This window comes from Paraburkholderia sp. SECH4, from assembly GCF_030511745.1.
GTDB classification, from domain to species: Bacteria; Pseudomonadota; Gammaproteobacteria; order Burkholderiales; family Burkholderiaceae; genus Paraburkholderia; species Paraburkholderia madseniana.
In genome coordinates, this window is record NZ_JALOCP010000053.1 from 1 (window position 1) to 16,955 (window position 16,955).

Annotated in this window: 16 protein-coding genes and 1 tRNA gene; 10 read left to right on the forward strand and 7 right to left on the reverse strand. The window is 61.2% G+C overall.

Annotated elements, in window-relative coordinates; translation table 11 throughout:
* Positions 1-195: 195 nt before the first annotated feature.
* Together M0D67_RS38075 and M0D67_RS38080 are read right to left on the reverse strand one after the other, a co-directional pair.
* Positions 196-660 carry a hypothetical protein gene (locus M0D67_RS38075; protein WP_266242481.1) on the reverse strand — a complete coding sequence of 155 codons (465 nt, stop codon included), beginning with the start codon at positions 658-660 and terminating at the stop codon, positions 196-198.
* 399 nt (positions 661-1,059) lie between these two features.
* Complete coding sequence (locus M0D67_RS38080) at positions 1,060-1,905, reverse strand: FadR/GntR family transcriptional regulator (RefSeq protein WP_154558181.1); 846 nt, start codon at positions 1,903-1,905, stop codon at positions 1,060-1,062.
* A 273-nt stretch (positions 1,906-2,178) separates the two neighbouring features.
* On the opposite strand from M0D67_RS38080, the gene M0D67_RS38085 reads away from it, so the two are divergent.
* The 8 genes from M0D67_RS38085 (at position 2,179) to M0D67_RS38120 (ending at position 9,859) form a co-directional block, all read left to right on the forward strand.
* A complete protein-coding gene (locus M0D67_RS38085; RefSeq protein WP_266242484.1) occupies positions 2,179-3,387 on the forward strand; it encodes an ABC transporter substrate-binding protein in 1,209 nt (402 codons plus the stop codon).
* 72 nt (positions 3,388-3,459) lie between these two features.
* Complete coding sequence (locus tag M0D67_RS38090) at positions 3,460-4,320, forward strand: branched-chain amino acid ABC transporter permease (RefSeq protein ID WP_054036982.1); 861 nt, start codon at positions 3,460-3,462, stop codon at positions 4,318-4,320.
* Entirely contained in the window at positions 4,317-5,396 is a 1,080-nt protein-coding gene (locus M0D67_RS38095; RefSeq protein WP_266242489.1) for a branched-chain amino acid ABC transporter permease, read from the forward strand. Before M0D67_RS38090 ends, M0D67_RS38095 begins: the two co-directional genes overlap by 4 nt.
* Positions 5,393-6,160 carry an ABC transporter ATP-binding protein gene (locus M0D67_RS38100; RefSeq protein WP_266242491.1) on the forward strand — a complete coding sequence of 256 codons (768 nt, stop codon included), beginning with the start codon at positions 5,393-5,395 and terminating at the stop codon, positions 6,158-6,160. Before M0D67_RS38095 ends, M0D67_RS38100 begins: the two co-directional genes overlap by 4 nt.
* Positions 6,157-6,858: an ABC transporter ATP-binding protein gene (locus M0D67_RS38105; protein ID WP_154558185.1), complete on the forward strand. Its 702-nt coding sequence runs from the start codon at positions 6,157-6,159 to the stop codon at positions 6,856-6,858. The genes M0D67_RS38100 and M0D67_RS38105 overlap by 4 nt, the downstream gene beginning before the upstream one ends.
* Positions 6,859-6,891: 33 nt before the next feature.
* Entirely contained in the window at positions 6,892-8,172 is a 1,281-nt protein-coding gene (locus tag M0D67_RS38110; RefSeq protein WP_266242494.1) for a Zn-dependent hydrolase, read from the forward strand.
* The gene (locus tag M0D67_RS38115; RefSeq protein ID WP_266242496.1) at positions 8,169-9,659 is read left to right on the forward strand and encodes a M81 family metallopeptidase; all 1,491 of its coding nucleotides are present in this window, start codon (positions 8,169-8,171) and stop codon (positions 9,657-9,659) included. The genes M0D67_RS38110 and M0D67_RS38115 overlap by 4 nt, the downstream gene beginning before the upstream one ends.
* A gap of 123 nt (positions 9,660-9,782) precedes the next feature.
* Positions 9,783-9,859: transfer RNA gene (locus tag M0D67_RS38120), tRNA-Val, on the forward strand.
* Between the two features lie 45 nt (positions 9,860-9,904).
* Here M0D67_RS38120 and M0D67_RS38125 read toward each other — a convergent pair.
* Together M0D67_RS38125 and M0D67_RS38130 are read right to left on the reverse strand one after the other, a co-directional pair.
* Positions 9,905-10,840 carry an amidohydrolase gene (locus M0D67_RS38125; protein WP_266242498.1) on the reverse strand — a complete coding sequence of 312 codons (936 nt, stop codon included), beginning with the start codon at positions 10,838-10,840 and terminating at the stop codon, positions 9,905-9,907.
* A 2-nt stretch (positions 10,841-10,842) separates the two neighbouring features.
* Positions 10,843-12,141 (reverse strand): MFS transporter, encoded by a 1,299-nt coding sequence (locus tag M0D67_RS38130; protein WP_211702429.1) that lies wholly within the window; start codon positions 12,139-12,141, stop codon positions 10,843-10,845.
* Between the two features lie 155 nt (positions 12,142-12,296).
* Here M0D67_RS38130 and M0D67_RS38135 point away from each other — a divergent pair, with 155 nt between their 5' ends.
* Positions 12,297-13,040 (forward strand): GntR family transcriptional regulator, encoded by a 744-nt coding sequence (locus M0D67_RS38135; protein ID WP_266242500.1) that lies wholly within the window; start codon positions 12,297-12,299, stop codon positions 13,038-13,040.
* A gap of 242 nt (positions 13,041-13,282) precedes the next feature.
* Positions 13,283-14,593 carry an MFS transporter gene (locus M0D67_RS38140; protein ID WP_266242502.1) on the forward strand — a complete coding sequence of 437 codons (1,311 nt, stop codon included), beginning with the start codon at positions 13,283-13,285 and terminating at the stop codon, positions 14,591-14,593.
* A 6-nt stretch (positions 14,594-14,599) separates the two neighbouring features.
* Here the strand turns inward: M0D67_RS38140 and M0D67_RS38145 are convergent, their stop codons facing one another.
* From M0D67_RS38145 to mnmH, 3 genes are read right to left on the reverse strand one after another with little or no spacing between them, the layout of a single operon-like run.
* Entirely contained in the window at positions 14,600-14,734 is a 135-nt protein-coding gene (locus M0D67_RS38145; RefSeq protein ID WP_266212432.1) for a hypothetical protein, read from the reverse strand.
* A 3-nt stretch (positions 14,735-14,737) separates the two neighbouring features.
* A complete protein-coding gene (locus M0D67_RS38150) occupies positions 14,738-15,793 on the reverse strand; it encodes a permease (RefSeq protein WP_266242504.1) in 1,056 nt (351 codons plus the stop codon).
* Positions 15,794-15,822: 29 nt separating this feature from the next.
* Positions 15,823-16,890: a tRNA 2-selenouridine(34) synthase MnmH gene (mnmH, locus tag M0D67_RS38155; RefSeq protein ID WP_266242507.1), complete on the reverse strand. Its 1,068-nt coding sequence runs from the start codon at positions 16,888-16,890 to the stop codon at positions 15,823-15,825.
* Between the last annotated feature and the right edge of the window lie 65 nt (positions 16,891-16,955).

The following is a 16,955-nucleotide window of genomic DNA, read 5'->3' on the forward strand; positions in this document are numbered from 1 at the left end:
CTCCCCAGCAAGACCAGAAACCCCACCCCGCAAAGGTGGGGTTTCTGCGTTTACCGGCACAAAACAGGCGCAGAAAACATCGTCGCCGTGAGACCATGTCCGAAGCGCTCCTGTTCCTCCGGTCTCACTCCCTATCAGCAATACCTCAAAATCGCCGACGGTACTCCGCCCACCGTCCTGCATCATCTCATCCGTTTAAGCCCTTTTCCGCACCGGCGTCTGATACGACAAGCCTGCGGTGAAGCGGTCAAGTCGTTCACTGGCGTCGGTGATCGCCCAAAGGGGCGCGCTGTGCAGTTGCCGATCGTAGTTCGATGCGATTTCGGCGAAAAGCGCGAACCCCGCGCTGTCCAATCTCCACTCGCCGGTCTCACGGCCGGCATCGAAAACCGCCGACACGACGCTCTCCGCCGCACCGATCTGTTCGCCCGTCGTCGAGCCAAAACCGGATTCAGCCAGAAAACCCGTCAACAGCATGACCTGGGTGAGCGTTTGCGCATCGTTCGTGCTGCCGGCACCCCGGCGCAAGGCGTCGAGCGCCAGATGCACGCGCAGGGCAAGGTCGTCGGCGACCTGCCGTGCGATTGGCAGCAGCATGGCTTTGTCATGCCGAGCACGTGCAGCGCCAGTTTTGCGGGAAAACGGAATAGGTTGTGCCATGACGGTCCAGTGTTATGCCTGTGCAGATGCAATAACGGCGCGGGCGGTAAAAGGTTGAGCCCTTATTACGCGGCTACCACGCCCCAATTTGGCCGTCGAAAGCGGTGGGATGGCGGTCCTAAGCCAATCGGCATAGATTGACCGGTACACCCGAACTTTCATCTCGATTGCACGGGTGTTTCGATTCCCCTCGTTTTGTCGCAGTGTCGAATCGAACAGTCTCTTGAACACCCGGTCCCGCATCATGGCGACCGGATACACCAGGCCCTGCCTGGTCGTTGTGCCCGGCGGTTTGGTCGACCGTGGACACCCTGTTAGTACACTTCAGACCTAGGCAAGCAACCCACATTCCGCTGCAAGCGCCGCGCCATCCAGCCCGCGGCACCTGTCAAATCGGCTTCACTCCTGATCCGGCTCATCAGCCGGCGCCACACTACGCGCCCTCACACGCCGGCGAATCTCCGAATCGAGAATCAGCCGGCCACGCAACTTACCCTTCATCCGTTTCACATAACGTGGCGCCTCGGTCATGTGGACCACCATCAACTCGCGCACCTTTTCCACGTCACGTTCACGCGCCGCTTTCGTGATCGCTTTGTGAATCTTCACGTTGGCGAGACCGAAACGTTCATGTTCGACCTGCGGCGTATCGTTACGAAACTCGATCAATTGCCGGATCATTTCGTTGATCAACTCGCAACTGAACCGCAGGAACGGATTGGGATTCGCCGCCGCGAGGATGTCGTGAAAATTGACGTCTTCCTGACGTTGCCGAACGATGTCCTGTCCGCCATGCGACGAAGCCGGCCGGTCGCAGCACGCAATGCTTGCTTCGAGCGCCTCGAAGTCCTGCTCCGTCAGATGCGGCACCGCACCCGCCGCCAGCTCCGGCTCCAGCAATTTACGCACGGTGTAAATGTCGTCGATCGATACATCCTTGAAGAACAGGTAGTTCTGCAAGAGCTGTAGTGTGCGATCGAGCGGCACTTCAACCACCATGCCGCCGCCGCTAGGGCCCGTGGTCACCTTGATGAGACCTTGCACCTCGAGCGACTTCAGCGCCTCGCGAATCGTGCTTTTGCTCACCGAAAAGAGCTGCTGCAATTCCACCTCACGCGGCAGGCGGTCACCCGGTTTCAGGTCTTTCTCAGTGATGAGCCGCTTGATCTCCTCGGCGACCAGATCGCCGCGCTTTTGCTGCTTGATCTCAATCGCGGCGCCAGCCTTGGCGCGGTCGATGGCCATTTTCGTTACTCCCAGTTTTGTCCTGCATGCTTTCGACGGGCCGCCGGGCCTGCCATGGCACGGAAAGCCGTGCCGCTGCCGCCAGGAATTTTGCCTTATTGACACTCGAATTTATTGTACCTACGATCGAGTCCAACCTATTTATCATGATAAATAGAACAAAGCCGGTGTGGTGGAAAACTTCTCGGCGACCAGCAGGCTTTCGTCGTCGCCCGCGCAGTCTTTCAGTTTCGCAGTCGGTCAGTGCGTGTCTCTTTCATAAGGAGCGTCATTTTGAATCGCCGAAATATGTTGAAGCTGGCCGCGCTGTCGGCCGTTCCGGGGACGTTGGGCTCGCTGGTCGCGCGTAGCGCGTTCGCGCAGGCCGGGACCTTGCAGTTCGCCTGTCCGGTGCCGATGTCGGGCCCGTTCGCGGCGAACGGCAAGTATGCCGACCTCGGCATGAAGCTCGCTATCGAGCAGTACGGCAAGGTACTCGGTCAACCGCTCGCGTACACGGTGCTCGATACGGAAGGCAAGCCCGCGACGGCAGTGCGCCGCGTGCAGGAAATCGCGCAGCAGAAGAATGCACGTTTCTTCGCGGGCGGTATTTTGTCCTCCGAAGCTTTGGCGATGGGCAAGGAAGTGCAGAAGGCCGACGGCATCTTTATCACCACGGCGGGCGCGGACGAAATCACTGGAAAAGACTGCAACGACGCGACTTTCCGCTGGTCCGTGCCGACCTACGGTGCGATCGACCAGACCGTGCGCCCGTTGATCCAGATGATGCCGAAAGCAAAACGCTGGTACACCATCACACCGCAATACGTATTCGGCGACGGTTTGCTATCGGCAGCCAAGGCGATTTTCAAGGAGAAGGGCATTGAGCACGTGGGCAATAGCTACCACTCGCTCAACGAGAAGGAATTCAGCGGCTATCTGACGAATGCAGTCGCCGCGAAGCCCGACGTCCTGCTGATTCTCAACTTCGGTTCGCAATCGTCCGACACGTTGCGCCAGGCCGTGAGCTTCGGCATGAAGAACAATTGCACGATTCTGCTCGCGTGGGCTTCCGGGCTGGAGCAGTTCGAATCGCTCGGTGCGGACCTGTGCGAAGGCGTCTATTTCGGCGCACAGTATTGGCACGACATCGACTCGCCGCTCAATCGCGATCTCGTCAAGCGCAGCAATGCTGCATTCAAGGCCAATCCCAACTACAGCCTCGCGGGTTCTTACATCTGCACAAAGATCTTGCTCGATGGCATCGTGAAAGCGGGCACAGTCGATCCGAAGAAGGTGGTCGCAACGCTCGAGGGGATGAAATACGACGGTTTGACCGGTCCGGAGGAGGTCCGCAAGGGCGACCATCAGGTACTGAAGAACTACTATCTGTTGAAGGGCAAGGCGAAGAACAAGATGAAAAACGCCGACGACTACGCGGATATCGTGAGCTCCGGCCAGTCGTTCCTCGCGCTCGACAAGACCGGCTGCAAGATGGCCTGATGCATCCGTGCCGCAAGTAACGCGGCGCGTTCATTAGCGGCACACCATCGCTACACCCTTTAGACGGACGCCATGAACGTTTATCTCCTGCAGATCGTCAACGGCATCGGAGTGGGAATGCTGTATTTCCTGCTCGCGGTCGGCTTGTCGATCGTGTTCGGCCTGCTGCGTTTCGTGAATTTCGCGCACGGCGCGTTCTATCTGCTCGGCGCGTACTTTTGCTATCAGGCGATGCAGTGGTCGATGAATTTCTGGACCGCGCTCGTCGTCGTGCCGATCGTCGTCGGCGCGCTTGCGTGGATCGTCGAGAAGTTGATTCTGCGGCACGTCTACGCGCAACAGCATGAGTTTCATATTCTCGTGACGGTCGGTCTCGCCCTCGTCGTGCAGGAATGCGCGATCCTGATCTGGGGGCCGCTCGGCGACAACGTGCCGGTTCCCGACATGTTGAACGGCGTCGTGATCTGGGGCAGTTTCGTGTACCCGAAATACCGCCTGTTTGTGATTGGCTTCACGGCTGTGCTGGCTGCGCTGTTGTGGTGGGTGCTGGAGGGTACACGGCTCGGTAGCGCGGTGCGCGCCGGCAGTGAATCGACGGAGATGGTGTCGCTGCTTGGCATCAACGTGATGCGCGTTTTCAGCCTGGTGTTCGCGCTGGGCGCCGCCACTGCCGCTTTGGCCGGTGTGCTTGCCGCGCCGATTCGCGGTGTCGATCCGTTCATGGGCATCGAGGCGCTCAGCGTCGCGTTCGTGGTGGTGGTAGTCGGTGGAATGGGCAACTTTCTGGGCGCGCTGGTTGGCGGGTTGCTGGTCGGCATCGTGCAGAGCGTGATGAGTACGCTGTGGCCGGAAGGCGCACGGCTGATGATTTATGTCGCGATGGCCGCCGTGCTGCTGCTACGGCCGAACGGCCTGCTCGGGAGAGCGGCATGATCGATACCTCGAAACCTGGTGTTCATGACACTTCTTCCCGGCCTGCTCAACACAGCCTGAAGCACGCGTTGCATCGCTATCGCTTTCTGTTGCTTGTGTTGCTGGTCGTGTGCGTATTGCCGCTGACGCTGCGTTCCGGATCGTTAGCCACGGAAGTACTGGTGTTCGCGCTGGCCGCACTCGGTTGCAATCTGCTGCTCGGCCATACGGGTTTGCTTTCCTTCGGACAGGGCATCTTCTTTGGACTCGGCAGCTATTGCGCAGGCCTCGTCCTTACCAAAACGGGCATGCCGATACCTGTGGCGCTGCTTGCCGCGATCGTGATCGGCGCGGCTGCCGCTGCGCTGGTCGGCTGGTTTTCGATTCGCCAACGCGGCACGTACTTCGTCATGTTGACGCTCGCATTCGGGCAGTTGTTCTACTTCCTTGCCTACACCACGCCCGATCTGACCGGAGGTGACAACGGTTTGCTCGACATCCCGCGCCCGGCGCTGGGGTTATTCGGCAAGGCACTCGTGCCGTTGACTTCGCCGTGGCAGTACTACGGTTTCGTCGCCGTGCTGTTCCTCGTGGTGTTCTGGTTGCTGATGCGTGTCTCGCACTCGGTGTTCGGCCGCACGTTGCTGGCGATTCGCGACAACGAGGCGCGTGCAGCCGCGGTTGGCTACGACGTCAAACGCTTCAAGCTCATGGCCTTCGTGTTATCTGGCGCGGTGACGGGCCTCGCTGGCGCGTTGCATGCGCTGATGACCGGCATCGCGCCGCTGTCCAATATCGATTACCACACGAGCGAGATGATTCTCGTGATGACAGTGATCGGTGGCACGGGCAATCTGTTCGCATCGGTGCTGGGCGCGGCGTTCTATGTGCTGTTCGCCGACTGGTTGTCCACGCTATGGCCGCGCTGGCTGTTGCTGCTCGGTATCGTGCTGATCGCCGTTAGCCTTTTCATGCAGCGTGGGCTATGGGGTTTGGGCGAACGAATCTGGCAGGCACTGCGGCGTAACTCATCCACAGACGCTGACAACGATACAGGCAACAGCGCAGACAACCACGCAACCAGGGAGCGCGTATGAGCGAAGCGATTCTGCAAGCGAGCGGCGTGGTGAAGCGGTATGGCAAATTCACGGCGCTCTCCGAAGTCAATCTGCGCGTCATGCCACGTACCGTGCATTCGGTGATCGGTCCGAATGGCGCGGGCAAGACGACGCTGTTTCACGTGTTGACTGGCACGTTGCCCATCACCGAAGGGAAGATCATCTTCGACGGTCATGACGTGACGCATGAGCCCGACCATAAACGCGTGCGTCGCGGCGTCGCGCGTTCGTTTCAGGTGACGAGTCTGTTCGCCAATCTGAGTGTGCGCGAAAATCTGCGGCTCGCCGCGCAAGGTGTCGACGCGGTGCGTGCGTTGAACGCATGGACGCCGCCGCACGGTGCACTCACCCACGCGGACACCGTCGACAGTGTGCTTGAACGCCTCGCGTTGCAGCGCTTTAGCGAGGTGCCTGCGGGCGCGCTGTCGCATGGTCAGCAGCGGCGGCTTGAAGTCGGCATGGCGCTCGCAGCGCGGCCCAAGGCGATCTTTCTGGACGAACCGACTTCCGGCATGGGCATCGACGACCTCGACGACATGAAGCAATTGATCCGCGGCCTGCGCGACGATTACACCGTTGTGCTGATCGAACACAACATGGGCATCGTGATGGACATCTCCGACACGATCACCGTCATGCAGCAAGGACGCGTGCTGGTGGAAGGGCGCCCCGACGATATTCGCGGCGACGAGCGTGTACGCAGCGCCTATCTCGGCAACATGATCACCGGAGGCCGCGCATGATTCTCGACGTACAGCAGATTCACGGCTTCTACGGCAAAAGCCACATCCTGCAAGGTGTGTCCCTGCAAATCAATGATGGTGAGACGGTCACGCTGTTAGGCCGTAACGGCGCAGGTAAGTCGACCACGCTCAAGGCCATTGCCGGCGTCGTCGCACCACAGCGCGGGACGGTGACATTCAATGGCGTTGCCATCAACGGCATGCCGCCGCACAAGATCGCTTCGCGCGGCGTGTGCTTCGTGCCCGAACATCGCGGCGTCTTTCGTCTGCTGACCGTCGAAGAAAACCTGCGGCTCGGCGCGCGCAAGGATTCGCCGTGGCAACTCGACGACATCTACCGCATTTTCCCGCGCCTGAAAGAGCGGCGCACGAACGGTGGTGCGCAACTCTCCGGCGGCGAACAGCAGATGCTCGCAATCGGTCGTGCGTTGATGAATCATCCGCGATTGTTAATGCTCGACGAACCGGTTGAAGGTCTCGCGCCGGTGATCGTCGAAGAGATCGTCGCGCAACTCAAGTTGATCCGTGAAGCGGGCGTGGCGATTCTGCTGGTTGAGCAGAATCTGGAAGTCTGCACACAACTCGCGGATCGCCATTACATCATCGAACAAGGCGTGATCGTCTACGAAGGCGACAACGCTTCCTTCGCCGCCGACGATTCGATCAAGGACCGTTATCTGGGCGTGGGCGTCGTCTGACGCCGACGCTGTCTTCATTACGAGGAAGCATCGATGCAAGTTCATGAATCAAAAACCGTCGCGACACTCGCTGATCTGCGTGTCGACGGCGCACGGCTCTGGGACAGTCTCATGCAACTCGCGCAAATCGGCGCGACGAATAAGGGCGGTGTGTGCCGGCTCGCGTTGACTGACCTGGACCGCAAGGCGCGCGACCTCTTTATCGCGTGGGCAAAAGAGATTGGGTGCAGCGTGCGGATCGATGCTATCGGTAATATCTTCGCGCGTCGCGCGGGTTTGCGTGACGACCTGCCACCGGTGATGACCGGCAGCCACATCGATACACAGCCCACGGGCGGCAAGTTCGACGGCAATTACGGTGTGCTGGCTGGTCTTGAAGTGTTGCGCACGTTGGCCGACTCCAACGTGCGGACGCTCGCGCCGCTGGAAGTCGCGGTGTGGACCAATGAAGAGGGTTCGCGTTTCGTGCCGGTGATGATGGGTTCAGGCGTGTTCGCCGGTGCGTTCACGTTGGAGCATGCACTCGAACAACGCGATCGCGAGGGCATCTCGGTGCGCGACGCACTTACATCAATCGGTTACGCAGGCGAAAGCGGGAAGCCTCATGCGGTCGGCGCGTATTTCGAAGCGCATATCGAACAAGGGCCGGTGCTGGAGGCGCATGACACGACGATCGGCGTCGTACAGGGTGCGCTAGGTCAGCGCTGGTACGACGTAACAGTGCACGGCATGGAAGCGCACGCCGGGCCTACACCGATGGAACTGCGTCGCGACGCATTGCTCGTCGCAGCGGATCTGATTCACGCGGTGAATCGCATTGCTCTCGATCACGCGCCGCACGGACGCGGCACGGTCGGCTGGCTCGACGTGCATCCGAATTCGCGCAACGTGATCCCAGGCCGCGTGACCTTAACGGTCGATCTGCGTGCCGCTGACGATGCCTCGCTCACTGAGATGGATGCCGCACTACGCGCTGCTTGCTCGACTGCGGGTGAGAGGGCCGGCATCACGGTCGACGTCGAACAAGTGGTGTATTTTCCGCCCCAACCGTTCGCGGCGGACCTGGTCGCCGCGGTTCAGCAAGGTGCGGACACGCTCGGTTTTTCGTCGATGGACGTCATCAGCGGCGCTGGTCACGACGCCGTCTATCTCGCACGTGTCGCACCCGCAGCGATGATCTTCGTACCGTGCAAGGACGGCATCAGCCACAACGAAATCGAAGACGCACGCGCGGACCATCTGGAAGCCGGCTGCAACGTGCTGTTGCAGGCGATGCTGAACGCCGCGCAAGTGGCGGGGGGCACGGAAGCATGAAAGTCCTGATTGCAAGGATGAACCACGAGACCAACACGTTCTCGCCAGTGGCCACGCCACTTGCAGCGTTCGGCCGCAATGGCCCGAGCTACGGCGAAGACGCGCTCAACGACAACAAGGGCATGCAGACGGCAATGGCCGCGTTCATCGATGCAGCCGAGCGCGAGCATGCTGGAATCGTGACGCCCATTTCCGCATCGGCGAATCCGAGCGGACCCGTCGAAGCCGCCGCGTACGACGCGATCTGCGATGCAATCGTTGCGGCCACAACGGGCTGCGATGCCGTGATGCTCGACCTGCACGGTGCGATGGTCGCCGAGAATACGAACGACGGCGAAGGCGATCTGCTCGAACGCGTGCGCGCCGCGCTGCCCGATGCGCCGATTGCTGTCGCACTCGATCTGCATGGCAACGTCACGCAGAAGATGATCGACAACGCCGACGTGATCGTCAGTTTCAAAACCTATCCGCACGTCGATATGTACGAGACCGGCGCGCATGCGGCGCGTTTGCTGTTCGACCTGGTCCACGGCAGGGCGAAGCCAGTGATCGCATGGCGCCAGCCGCCGCTGCTCACGCATACGCTGCGCAGCGCGACGGCCGAAGGCGCGATGAAGCGCGCGGTAGCCGCCGCGCGCGCGGCAGAGGCCGATGGCATGCTTGCTGTGTCGGTGCTGTCCGGCTTCTCGCTCGCTGATATCGAGGCGCCGTGTATCAGCGTCGTGGTGGTGGCGAACGGCGAGCGTGCGCAGGCGGAAGCCGTGGCGGAGCGCATCGCGCGACAGATCTGGAACGAGCGCGAGGATTTCGTTTATCGCAGCGCGCCGCTGGCCGAATCGGTCGCACAGGCCGCAGCGCTCGCGCAGGGCGCGGACAAACCCGTGCTATTGCTCGATCACGGCGACAACTGCATGTCGGGCGGCACGTGCGACACGATGGACCTGCTGGAGGAGGCGCTTAAGCAGAAGCTCGAAGGGGTCGTAAGCGGTCCGTTATGCGATCCGCAGGCCGTCGCGGCGCTGATGGCGGCGGGCGTCGGCAGCACGGTGACGGTGACGATCGGCAACAAGGTCGCAAGCAGCGCGGTGACGCCGCAGCCGCCGGTCGCTGTGACCGGTGTAGTGCGTGCGCTGACCGATGGCGAATACGTGATCAGCGGCCCGACCTACACAGGTCAGCGCGCGTTCATGGGGCGCGCGGCGGTGCTCGACACCGGCACGGTCAAGCTCGTGATGACCGAGCGCACGCATGAACCCTGGGACCTCGGCGTATTCGAGAGCGTCGGCATCGATCCGCGCCGCGCGCGTTTCCTGTTGCTCAAATCACGCATGTACTGCCGGCCGGTTTTTGTGCCGATCGCCGCCGGACTGGTGGAGTGCGATAGCCGCGGTGTGACGAGTTCGGATTACGGGCTGTTCAAGTTCGAGCACGTGAAGCGGCCAGTTTTTCCGCTGGACGTGCAGACCGAGTGGATGTCGACGAACTGAAGCGGGTTGAACAACGAACCGCGTACGAATTACCGAACGAACCGGCGGACGCTCGTCCGCGAACATACTTGCCGCGCAGGGCTTGTGCGACGCGCCCGGAGTCTCTATAATTCGCGCCTCTAAAGGCTCGTAGCTCAGTTGGTTAGAGCACCACCTTGACATGGTGGGGGTCGTTGGTTCGAATCCAATCGAGCCTACCAACGCATATGTGACGTAGACGAAAGCGGTTCCGCTTTCGTCTACTGTCATGTTCTCGCATCGCATCGGCGCACGTCGTCATCGTGCGGCTGTCCTGTCAGTTTCTCCCCTTCGTATTGCCTGTATTTCGCCACAGCCTGATTCGTTCGCTGTTCGAATCCGTAGAACAACGCAGGGGTCGTGCATAGAATCGTGTCGACCATCGCTGCGTCCAGGCCGAGTTCCAATAGCGTCGATAACGACTGGCCGTAGTTCATCACCTGTTCGTACTGCGTATGGGGCCAGTCGCTTCCCCACATCAGCCGCTCAGCACCGAAGTGTTCGACAAGCTGGCTCGTCGCCTCATGCACAAAGGCAGAACCGGGAACCGCACATCGGTAGGCGCCCGAGAGCTTGACCCACACGCGGCCGGTTCCGCCATAACCGAGCAAGGTCTTGAAGCCGGGATCGTGAATTCCTTTCTCAGGGTCGGGGCGTCCGAAATGATCGACGACCACGGGTACGCCGGCTTCCAGCAACCGGTCGAGCATCGGTGCCAGGTCCTGCGCATTCCGGTGTAGTTCGATGTGCCAACCCAGTCTTGACAATCGTTCGAACAACGGCGTCCATGATTTCTCTCCCAGATCCGGCAATGCCTGCTCGATCAGATTGAGCCGTATGCCGGTTATGCCTCGACCATGCAGCTCGGCTAGCGCTTCCTCTGAAGCATCGGGCGCAACCACCGCTACGCCCCTTAAGCGATGCGTGTCTCGCGACAGTGCTTGCAGCAGGTAGCGATTGTCCGTCCCGAGAAAGCTCGGTTGCACGAGAACCGCGCGCCCGATGTCGTGCGCGTTCAGCAATTGCAAATACGTGTCGAGCGTTGCGTCGTAGCCAGGCGCGTAGCGCCGGCTATCCGTGAGCGGCAAGCCTCTCTCGAAGACGTGCGCGTGAGTGTCCACGCGGCAGGAGTGGGACTGAGCGAGGGATACGGGAGCACTCATGATCAGCCCCGCGGCGGGTCCAGGGTCAATCGCGCGTTGTCGACGGCATCGGGCGCCGATTCGGGCACCACGCCACGCAGACGTTTGCCGCGCGTCTCGGGAAGCAGCAACACAGCGATCATCGCGAGGCCGTAAGCAATGGCCGCGTCGATTCCGATTGCCATACCGAGCGACATCGAATGACTCATGTAGCCGACGAGCACAGGGAAACCCGCCGAGGCGATCCGTCCGAAGTTGTAGCAGAATCCGACGCCTGTGCCGCGCATGTCAGCCGGATACAGTTCGTTGAAAAGCGGGCCGAGGCTCGCTGGGATGCCCGCGGCGAACAAGCCGAGTGGGAAGCCCAGCACGAGCATTTGCGTGTTGGTCAGCGGCAGCATCACGTAAGCGAGAACCGTCACGATGCAGCAGAACGCGAAGAGGGCGACGTTGCGCCGGCGGCCAATGCGGTCGAGCAGATAAGCACTCGCCATGCAGCCGCACCAGAAGGCCACGATGACGACCGCCAGATAGCCACCGGTGTTCAGAACCGACAGGTGCCGTTCTTTGGCGAGGAAGGTGGGCAGCCATGTCATGATCGCGTAGTACCCACCGTGAGCGCCGGTGCCCAGCACGGCGCCGATCACGGTGGTCCGGAGCACGCGCGGCTGGAAGACCTGGGTTATCTGCCCGAGCACCGAGACCTTGGGAGCAGCGCTTGCCGGCGCGACGCGTGCCGGTTCCTTCAGATTGCGCCGCACGAATAGAACCAGGCCGGCCGGCACGAGGCCGACGGCGAACATCACGCGCCATGCGGTGTCCGAGGGTAACCAGGAGAACGCCGCGGCATACACGAGCACGGCCGCGCCCCAACCGACCGCCCAGGCGCTTTGCACGGCACCCATCGCCTTGCCGCGGTGTTCGGTGCGAATGGTTTCCGCCATCAGTACCGCACCTGCCGCCCACTCGCCGCCGAATCCAAATCCTTGAAGCGCCTTGAGAACCAGGAGTTGCGGGAAGTTCTGGGCGAACGCGCAGAGAAAGGTGAAGCCGGCGAACCAGAGGATCGTTATTTGCAACGTCCGAACGCGTCCGATGCGGTCCGACAACGCGCCTGCGATCCAGCCGCCGAGCGCCGAAGATATCAACGTCACGCTGCTGATCGCGCCGGCCTGCGTGTGGTCGATGCCGTACGCGGCAATGATCGCGGGGATGGCCAGGGTGAACATCTGCACATCGAGCGCGTCGAGCCCCCAACCCGCAAAGCACCCCCAGAAGGTGTTGCGTTCAAGGGGCGTGCCTTGTTTGTACCACGTGAACATAGCCGTCTCCGTCGTGCTTATCATGTAGTCATATATATGACTACATGAATGGTGGTCGCAAAGCCGCCAAAAGTCATTGAGTATTAACCCTTGCTCCCGTTGCTGTTGTGGGATGTTGTACAGTAGTTACTCCTCTGAACAACTATATGAATGCTATGGACGCAACCTCTTTCGTGACCAAGCCGGATGGTCGGTTGCCCCGTTATCAGCAATTGCGTGACGACCTGGTTGGCCGGATTGCTGCAGGTGAGTGGGCCCTGGAGGAACCCATCGCCACCGAGGCTGAGTTGGGGCAGTTTTATAACGTCTCCACTGGCACGGTTCGTAAAGCGATTGATCTGCTCGTTGTCGACGGCGTGCTCACGCGCAGCCAGGGCAAGGGCACATTTATTCGCCGGCCCCGTTTCGATTCGTCGCTGTTTCGCTTCTTCCGTTTCAAGTCGCGCGACGGCGAGCCGGTGCGGCCGACCGCGCGCGTGCTCAAGCGCGAGATCGTGAAACCTGGCGAAGAAATTCGCTCTACGTTGCGGATGAAAGCCTCCGAGAAAGCGATCCACCTTTCGCGTGTGCGGCTGATCGAAGGCCAAGCGGTTCTGTCTGAAGAAATCTGGTTGCCGCGTGCGCGTTTCGAACCCTTGGCCACGTTGCCGCTCGGCGATTTCGAGGACTTGCTGTATCCGTTGTATGAGCGTCTTTGCCGGCAGATCGTGGCGTCCGCTACGGAAATCTTAAGAGTAGAACAAGCTACATCCGACGATGCCTCGCTTCTCGATGTAGCGGTCGGCAGCCCTGTCATTCAGGTCCAGCGTGTCGCGTCGGACTTCGCGGGCACGCCGTTCGAATGGCGCAGCACGCGCGGCGCCGCCACGACGTTTCAGTACCAGGTGGAAATCCGCTGAGTCGGCGGCCCGCTGGAATACAGCGGAGCTGATCCGCCTCAACCTCACCCCGCTTTTTGAACGCAGCGCCGCCAGGACCGCTGGGGCCGCATGCGCCTATTCGGGTATCACCTCATGGTGTCCGATGCCAGTTCATATAAACATATATATGACTACATCAATCTGGCCGTTTCCCTCGACGTAGCGGCTGCCATGCCGCGAGGCGAGTGTCGATGGCGGCCGGCGAGAAAACCGGAGCGGACATGTCTACGCAGGCAGGATTTGAGCAGCAGGTAATGAAGAAGATGGCGTGGCGGCTGATGCCGCTTCTGATCGTCATGTTTCTGATTTCGTTTATCGACCGCCAGAACGTCGGTTTCGCCAAGCTGGAGATGGTGCATGCTCTCGGCATGACGGAAGCGTCATACGGGCTGGGCGCCTCGCTGTTCTTCATCGGCTATCTCATCTTCGAGGTGCCCAGCACACTGGCGTTGCATCGCTTCGGCGCGCGGACCTGGCTCGCCCGCATCATGATGACCTGGGGCGTGGTCACGGTGCTGATGGCGTTCGCGCGTTCGCTGCCCGTCTTCTATTCCTTTCGCTTCGCACTGGGCGTTGCCGAAGCCGGTTTTTATCCCGGCGTCATCTACTACCTCACGCAGTGGTTCCCACAAAGCTATCGCACCAAGGTGCTGGGGTTCTTCACGCTGGGCAGTTCGCTCGCCAACATGCTGGGCTCGCTGGTCGGTGGCCTTCTGCTGACGTTGGGCGGCACATGGGGCATCGCGGGTTGGCAGTGGGTGTTTATCGCCACTGGCATTCCCGCCATTCTGATTGCGTTCGTCGCGCTCAAATTCTTGCCGAATTCCGTGCAGGAAGCGCCGTTCCTTTCGCAGCAGGAGAAGGACGTCGTCATCGCCGCGCTCAAGCGGGAAGCGTCGGATGACGCCAAGGCGACGCGGCCATGGGGTGCCTTGCTCGATCCGAAGGTTCTCATGTTCGCGTTGACATACATGCTGATGTCGACGTCGTTGTACGGGGTGACCTACTGGATGCCGACGCTGCTGAAAAGCGATGGCGTGTCGTCGTCGCTGAACGGTCTGCTGAACATGATTCCGTGGGCGCTCGCGACACTGCTTCTGCTGTGGCTGCCCGGCAAGCTCAAGCGTGAGCGCGTCGTGTTGAAGGCAATGAGCGTGGTGGCCGGCATCGGCGTCGTTTGCTTTGCGTCGAGCCTCGTCCTGCCGACCCCGTCGTTGCGTTTCGCCGCGCTGTGTCTCGGCGGGGCGTGTATCCCGTTGCTCTATCCCTGCTTCTGGTCGCTGCCCCCGCGGTTCTTCTCCGGCGCAAGAGCCGCAGCGAGCGTGGCGGCGATCAACGCGATCGGCAATCTCGGCGGCTTTGCCGGGCAGAACCTGATGCCTTATGTCGGCAAGGTGGCACACAGCCATGTCGCGCCGATGCTGGTGCCGACAGCGTGCCTGTTCGCGTTAGGGATTGGCACGGCTTTGGCCGCGCTGATCGGCGCGCGTCGCAGGATGGCGCTCGAGTCGGCGACGATTCGTCCGACGTAGATCCCGTCAAGGACGGAGCAGGTCGAAGCCGGCCAGCACGACAACCCCGCTTACCACGATCAGCGCTACCGAATGCTGTCCGAAGTAAAGAAGGGCCGCGGCTGACCAGCTAGTAGCTGCGAATGCTGCAATACGTTTCATGCTTTAAAACCCCAATGCAATAGCCAATAACCCGCTGACCACCCCGCAAACCACCACGGCCAGCGCCACGACCGTCAGCACGCGCCTGGGGAACGAGCGCCCAAGCATGGCCATCGACGGCACGCTGATCAGCGGCAGCGTCATCAGCAACGCGCCGGCCGGGCCTGCGGCCATGCCGAAGGAGAGCATGGCCTGAATGATCGGTACTTCGCCCGCGGTCGGAATCACGAACAAGGTTCCGGCGATCGCCAAAGCGACGATCCACAGCAGGCTGTTATCGATGCTGGGTCCGATGTGCGGGAACAGCCATGCTCGCGCTGCGCCGAGAATCAGCACCAGGACGATGTACTCAGGAATCAGCCGCAGCGTCATTGTTCCGAGGATTTTCACCCAGCGTGTGAACGCGGTGCCCGGATCGTCGGTGGTGACGAGTTGCACCATGGCTTCGCGCGACGCTTCGGCTTCCTTCGGCGTGACCATGCGGTTCACCAGATAGCCGAGGCCGAACACCATCACGAGGCCGAGGGCGAGCCGCAAACCCATCCATTGCCAGCCGAGCACGAAGCCCATGAAGATCAGCGTGGCCGGGTTCAAAGCGGTATTGCCCAGCCAGAACGCGATCGCCGCGCCCGGTGCGGCCTGACGGGCGCGCAAGCCGGCCACGACCGGCGCCGCGCAGCACGTGCACATCATGCCCGGCAACGACATCAGGCCGCCCTTCACCACGCTGCTGAAATCGGTCCGGCCGAGCGCGCGTGCGACCCATTGCGGCGGAATCAGCGCCTGTACCGCCGAGCCCAGCAGAAGGCCGAGCACCATGGCTTGCCAGATCGCCTTGCCGTAGGCCAGCGCGTAATCGATGGCCGCCTGCCACGAGGCCGCCGGTGCGCTCGACGCCGTGCCCATCAGGATCGACTTGCCGATGGAATGCTGACTCGCGGCGACGAACGCGCGGTTGTAGTACGGAAACCACTTCACATAGAAGAGGCCGACGACGGCGATCAGCAGGAACACGATCCAGCCAAGGGCGACGCGGGGCTGCCGAAGGGTTGATTGCATATTGGATGGTCTTAAACGTTAGTTTTTAGTCAGATGACAGCGAGCGCGCTGTTATCGAGTTGGGCAAGCAGGGCTTTTGCCTGTTCAACGAGATCGGTGTCGTTGGGCCGAAAATTCATTTGCAACGCCCGCGGCAACTGCACGAAATGCTGATGGCTGCTGCGCGCATACGCTGGATCATAGTGCTGCCCGATCAGCTCGCGAGCGAGCTCGGCCCGGCTATTTTCATCGACGAGGTGTTGCCAGCCCGTGACACGTTCGCGGCTATGCAAACCGATCATCTTCTGCAACTGCGCTTTCAACGATTCAGGATCGTCGAACAGATGCGCATAGTCGTGCAGCAGGAACGCCGCGCGGTCTTCATGGCTCGATAACACTTCGACACAGGCGCCCTGATGAAACGTGTCGAGGAGCGCGAGCGGCAGCGCAATCGAACCGATCCGCCGGCTCTCCGCTTCGACGAACACCGGCCGTTTGGGATCGAACGTGCGCAGGGCGCTCACCAGCAGCGTGTCGAAGCGCTTTTGCGACGGCTGCTCAATGCCTGCCCACGCGCCCAGCAGCGAGCCGCGATGGGCAGCCAGCGCTTCGAGATCCAGCGTCTGCGCGCCCGCCAGGCGCAGCGCCTCGAGCAGGCGTGTCTTGCCGCTGCCGGTCGGGCCCACTATCGCGATGTAGTTGAACTTCTTCGGCAACGTCTCGAGGGTGTCCAGCGTCGCGCGCCGATAGCTTTTATAGCCGCCGTCCAGCTGACGTGCCTGCCAGCCGATCATATTGAACAACGTCGTGACCGAACCCGAACGTTTCCCGCCGCGCCAACAATAGATCAGCGGCCGCCAGTTGCGCGGCCGGTCGGCGAAAGTCGTTTCCAGGTGGTGCGCGATGTTGCGCGCAACCAGCGCCGCGCCGATCCGGGTGCCTTCGAATGGCGAGACCTGCTTGTAAGTCGTGCCGACCAGAACACGCTCTTCGTTGCTCAGCACAGGCGCGTTGAGCGCGCCGGGAATGTGGTCTTCGGCGAATTCTAAAGGCGTGCGCACGTCGATGATTTCATCGAAATCACCGGCTTGATCTAGGCTGACAAGTAGGTTTTTCAAGGGGTTACGGACGAAACGGACCGGCGGCAGAAGCGAAATTATCGCATGCGCCGTCAATGCCGGCT

What these genes read in the sequence shown, in the direction of transcription:
- M0D67_RS38105 (WP_154558185.1), top strand. Translation starts at nt 6,157, where the DNA reads ATGATTCTCGACGTACAGCAGATTCACGGCTTCTACGGCAAAAGCCAC.
- M0D67_RS38135 (WP_266242500.1), top strand. Translation starts at nt 12,297, where the DNA reads ATGGACGCAACCTCTTTCGTGACCAAGCCGGATGGTCGGTTGCCCCGT.
- M0D67_RS38150 (WP_266242504.1), bottom strand. Translation starts at nt 15,793, where the DNA reads ATGCAATCAACCCTTCGGCAGCCCCGCGTCGCCCTTGGCTGGATCGTG.
- M0D67_RS38095 (WP_266242489.1), top strand. Translation starts at nt 4,317, where the DNA reads ATGATCGATACCTCGAAACCTGGTGTTCATGACACTTCTTCCCGGCCT.
- M0D67_RS38090 (WP_054036982.1), top strand. Translation starts at nt 3,460, where the DNA reads ATGAACGTTTATCTCCTGCAGATCGTCAACGGCATCGGAGTGGGAATG.
- M0D67_RS38125 (WP_266242498.1), bottom strand. Translation starts at nt 10,840, where the DNA reads ATGAGTGCTCCCGTATCCCTCGCTCAGTCCCACTCCTGCCGCGTGGAC.
- M0D67_RS38100 (WP_266242491.1), top strand. Translation starts at nt 5,393, where the DNA reads ATGAGCGAAGCGATTCTGCAAGCGAGCGGCGTGGTGAAGCGGTATGGC.
- M0D67_RS38110 (WP_266242494.1), top strand. Translation starts at nt 6,892, where the DNA reads ATGCAAGTTCATGAATCAAAAACCGTCGCGACACTCGCTGATCTGCGT.
- M0D67_RS38080 (WP_154558181.1), bottom strand. Translation starts at nt 1,905, where the DNA reads ATGGCCATCGACCGCGCCAAGGCTGGCGCCGCGATTGAGATCAAGCAG.
- M0D67_RS38140 (WP_266242502.1), top strand. Translation starts at nt 13,283, where the DNA reads ATGTCTACGCAGGCAGGATTTGAGCAGCAGGTAATGAAGAAGATGGCG.
- M0D67_RS38145 (WP_266212432.1), bottom strand. Translation starts at nt 14,734, where the DNA reads ATGAAACGTATTGCAGCATTCGCAGCTACTAGCTGGTCAGCCGCGGCC.
- M0D67_RS38115 (WP_266242496.1), top strand. Translation starts at nt 8,169, where the DNA reads ATGAAAGTCCTGATTGCAAGGATGAACCACGAGACCAACACGTTCTCG.
- M0D67_RS38130 (WP_211702429.1), bottom strand. Translation starts at nt 12,141, where the DNA reads ATGTTCACGTGGTACAAACAAGGCACGCCCCTTGAACGCAACACCTTC.
- M0D67_RS38075 (WP_266242481.1), bottom strand. Translation starts at nt 660, where the DNA reads ATGGCACAACCTATTCCGTTTTCCCGCAAAACTGGCGCTGCACGTGCT.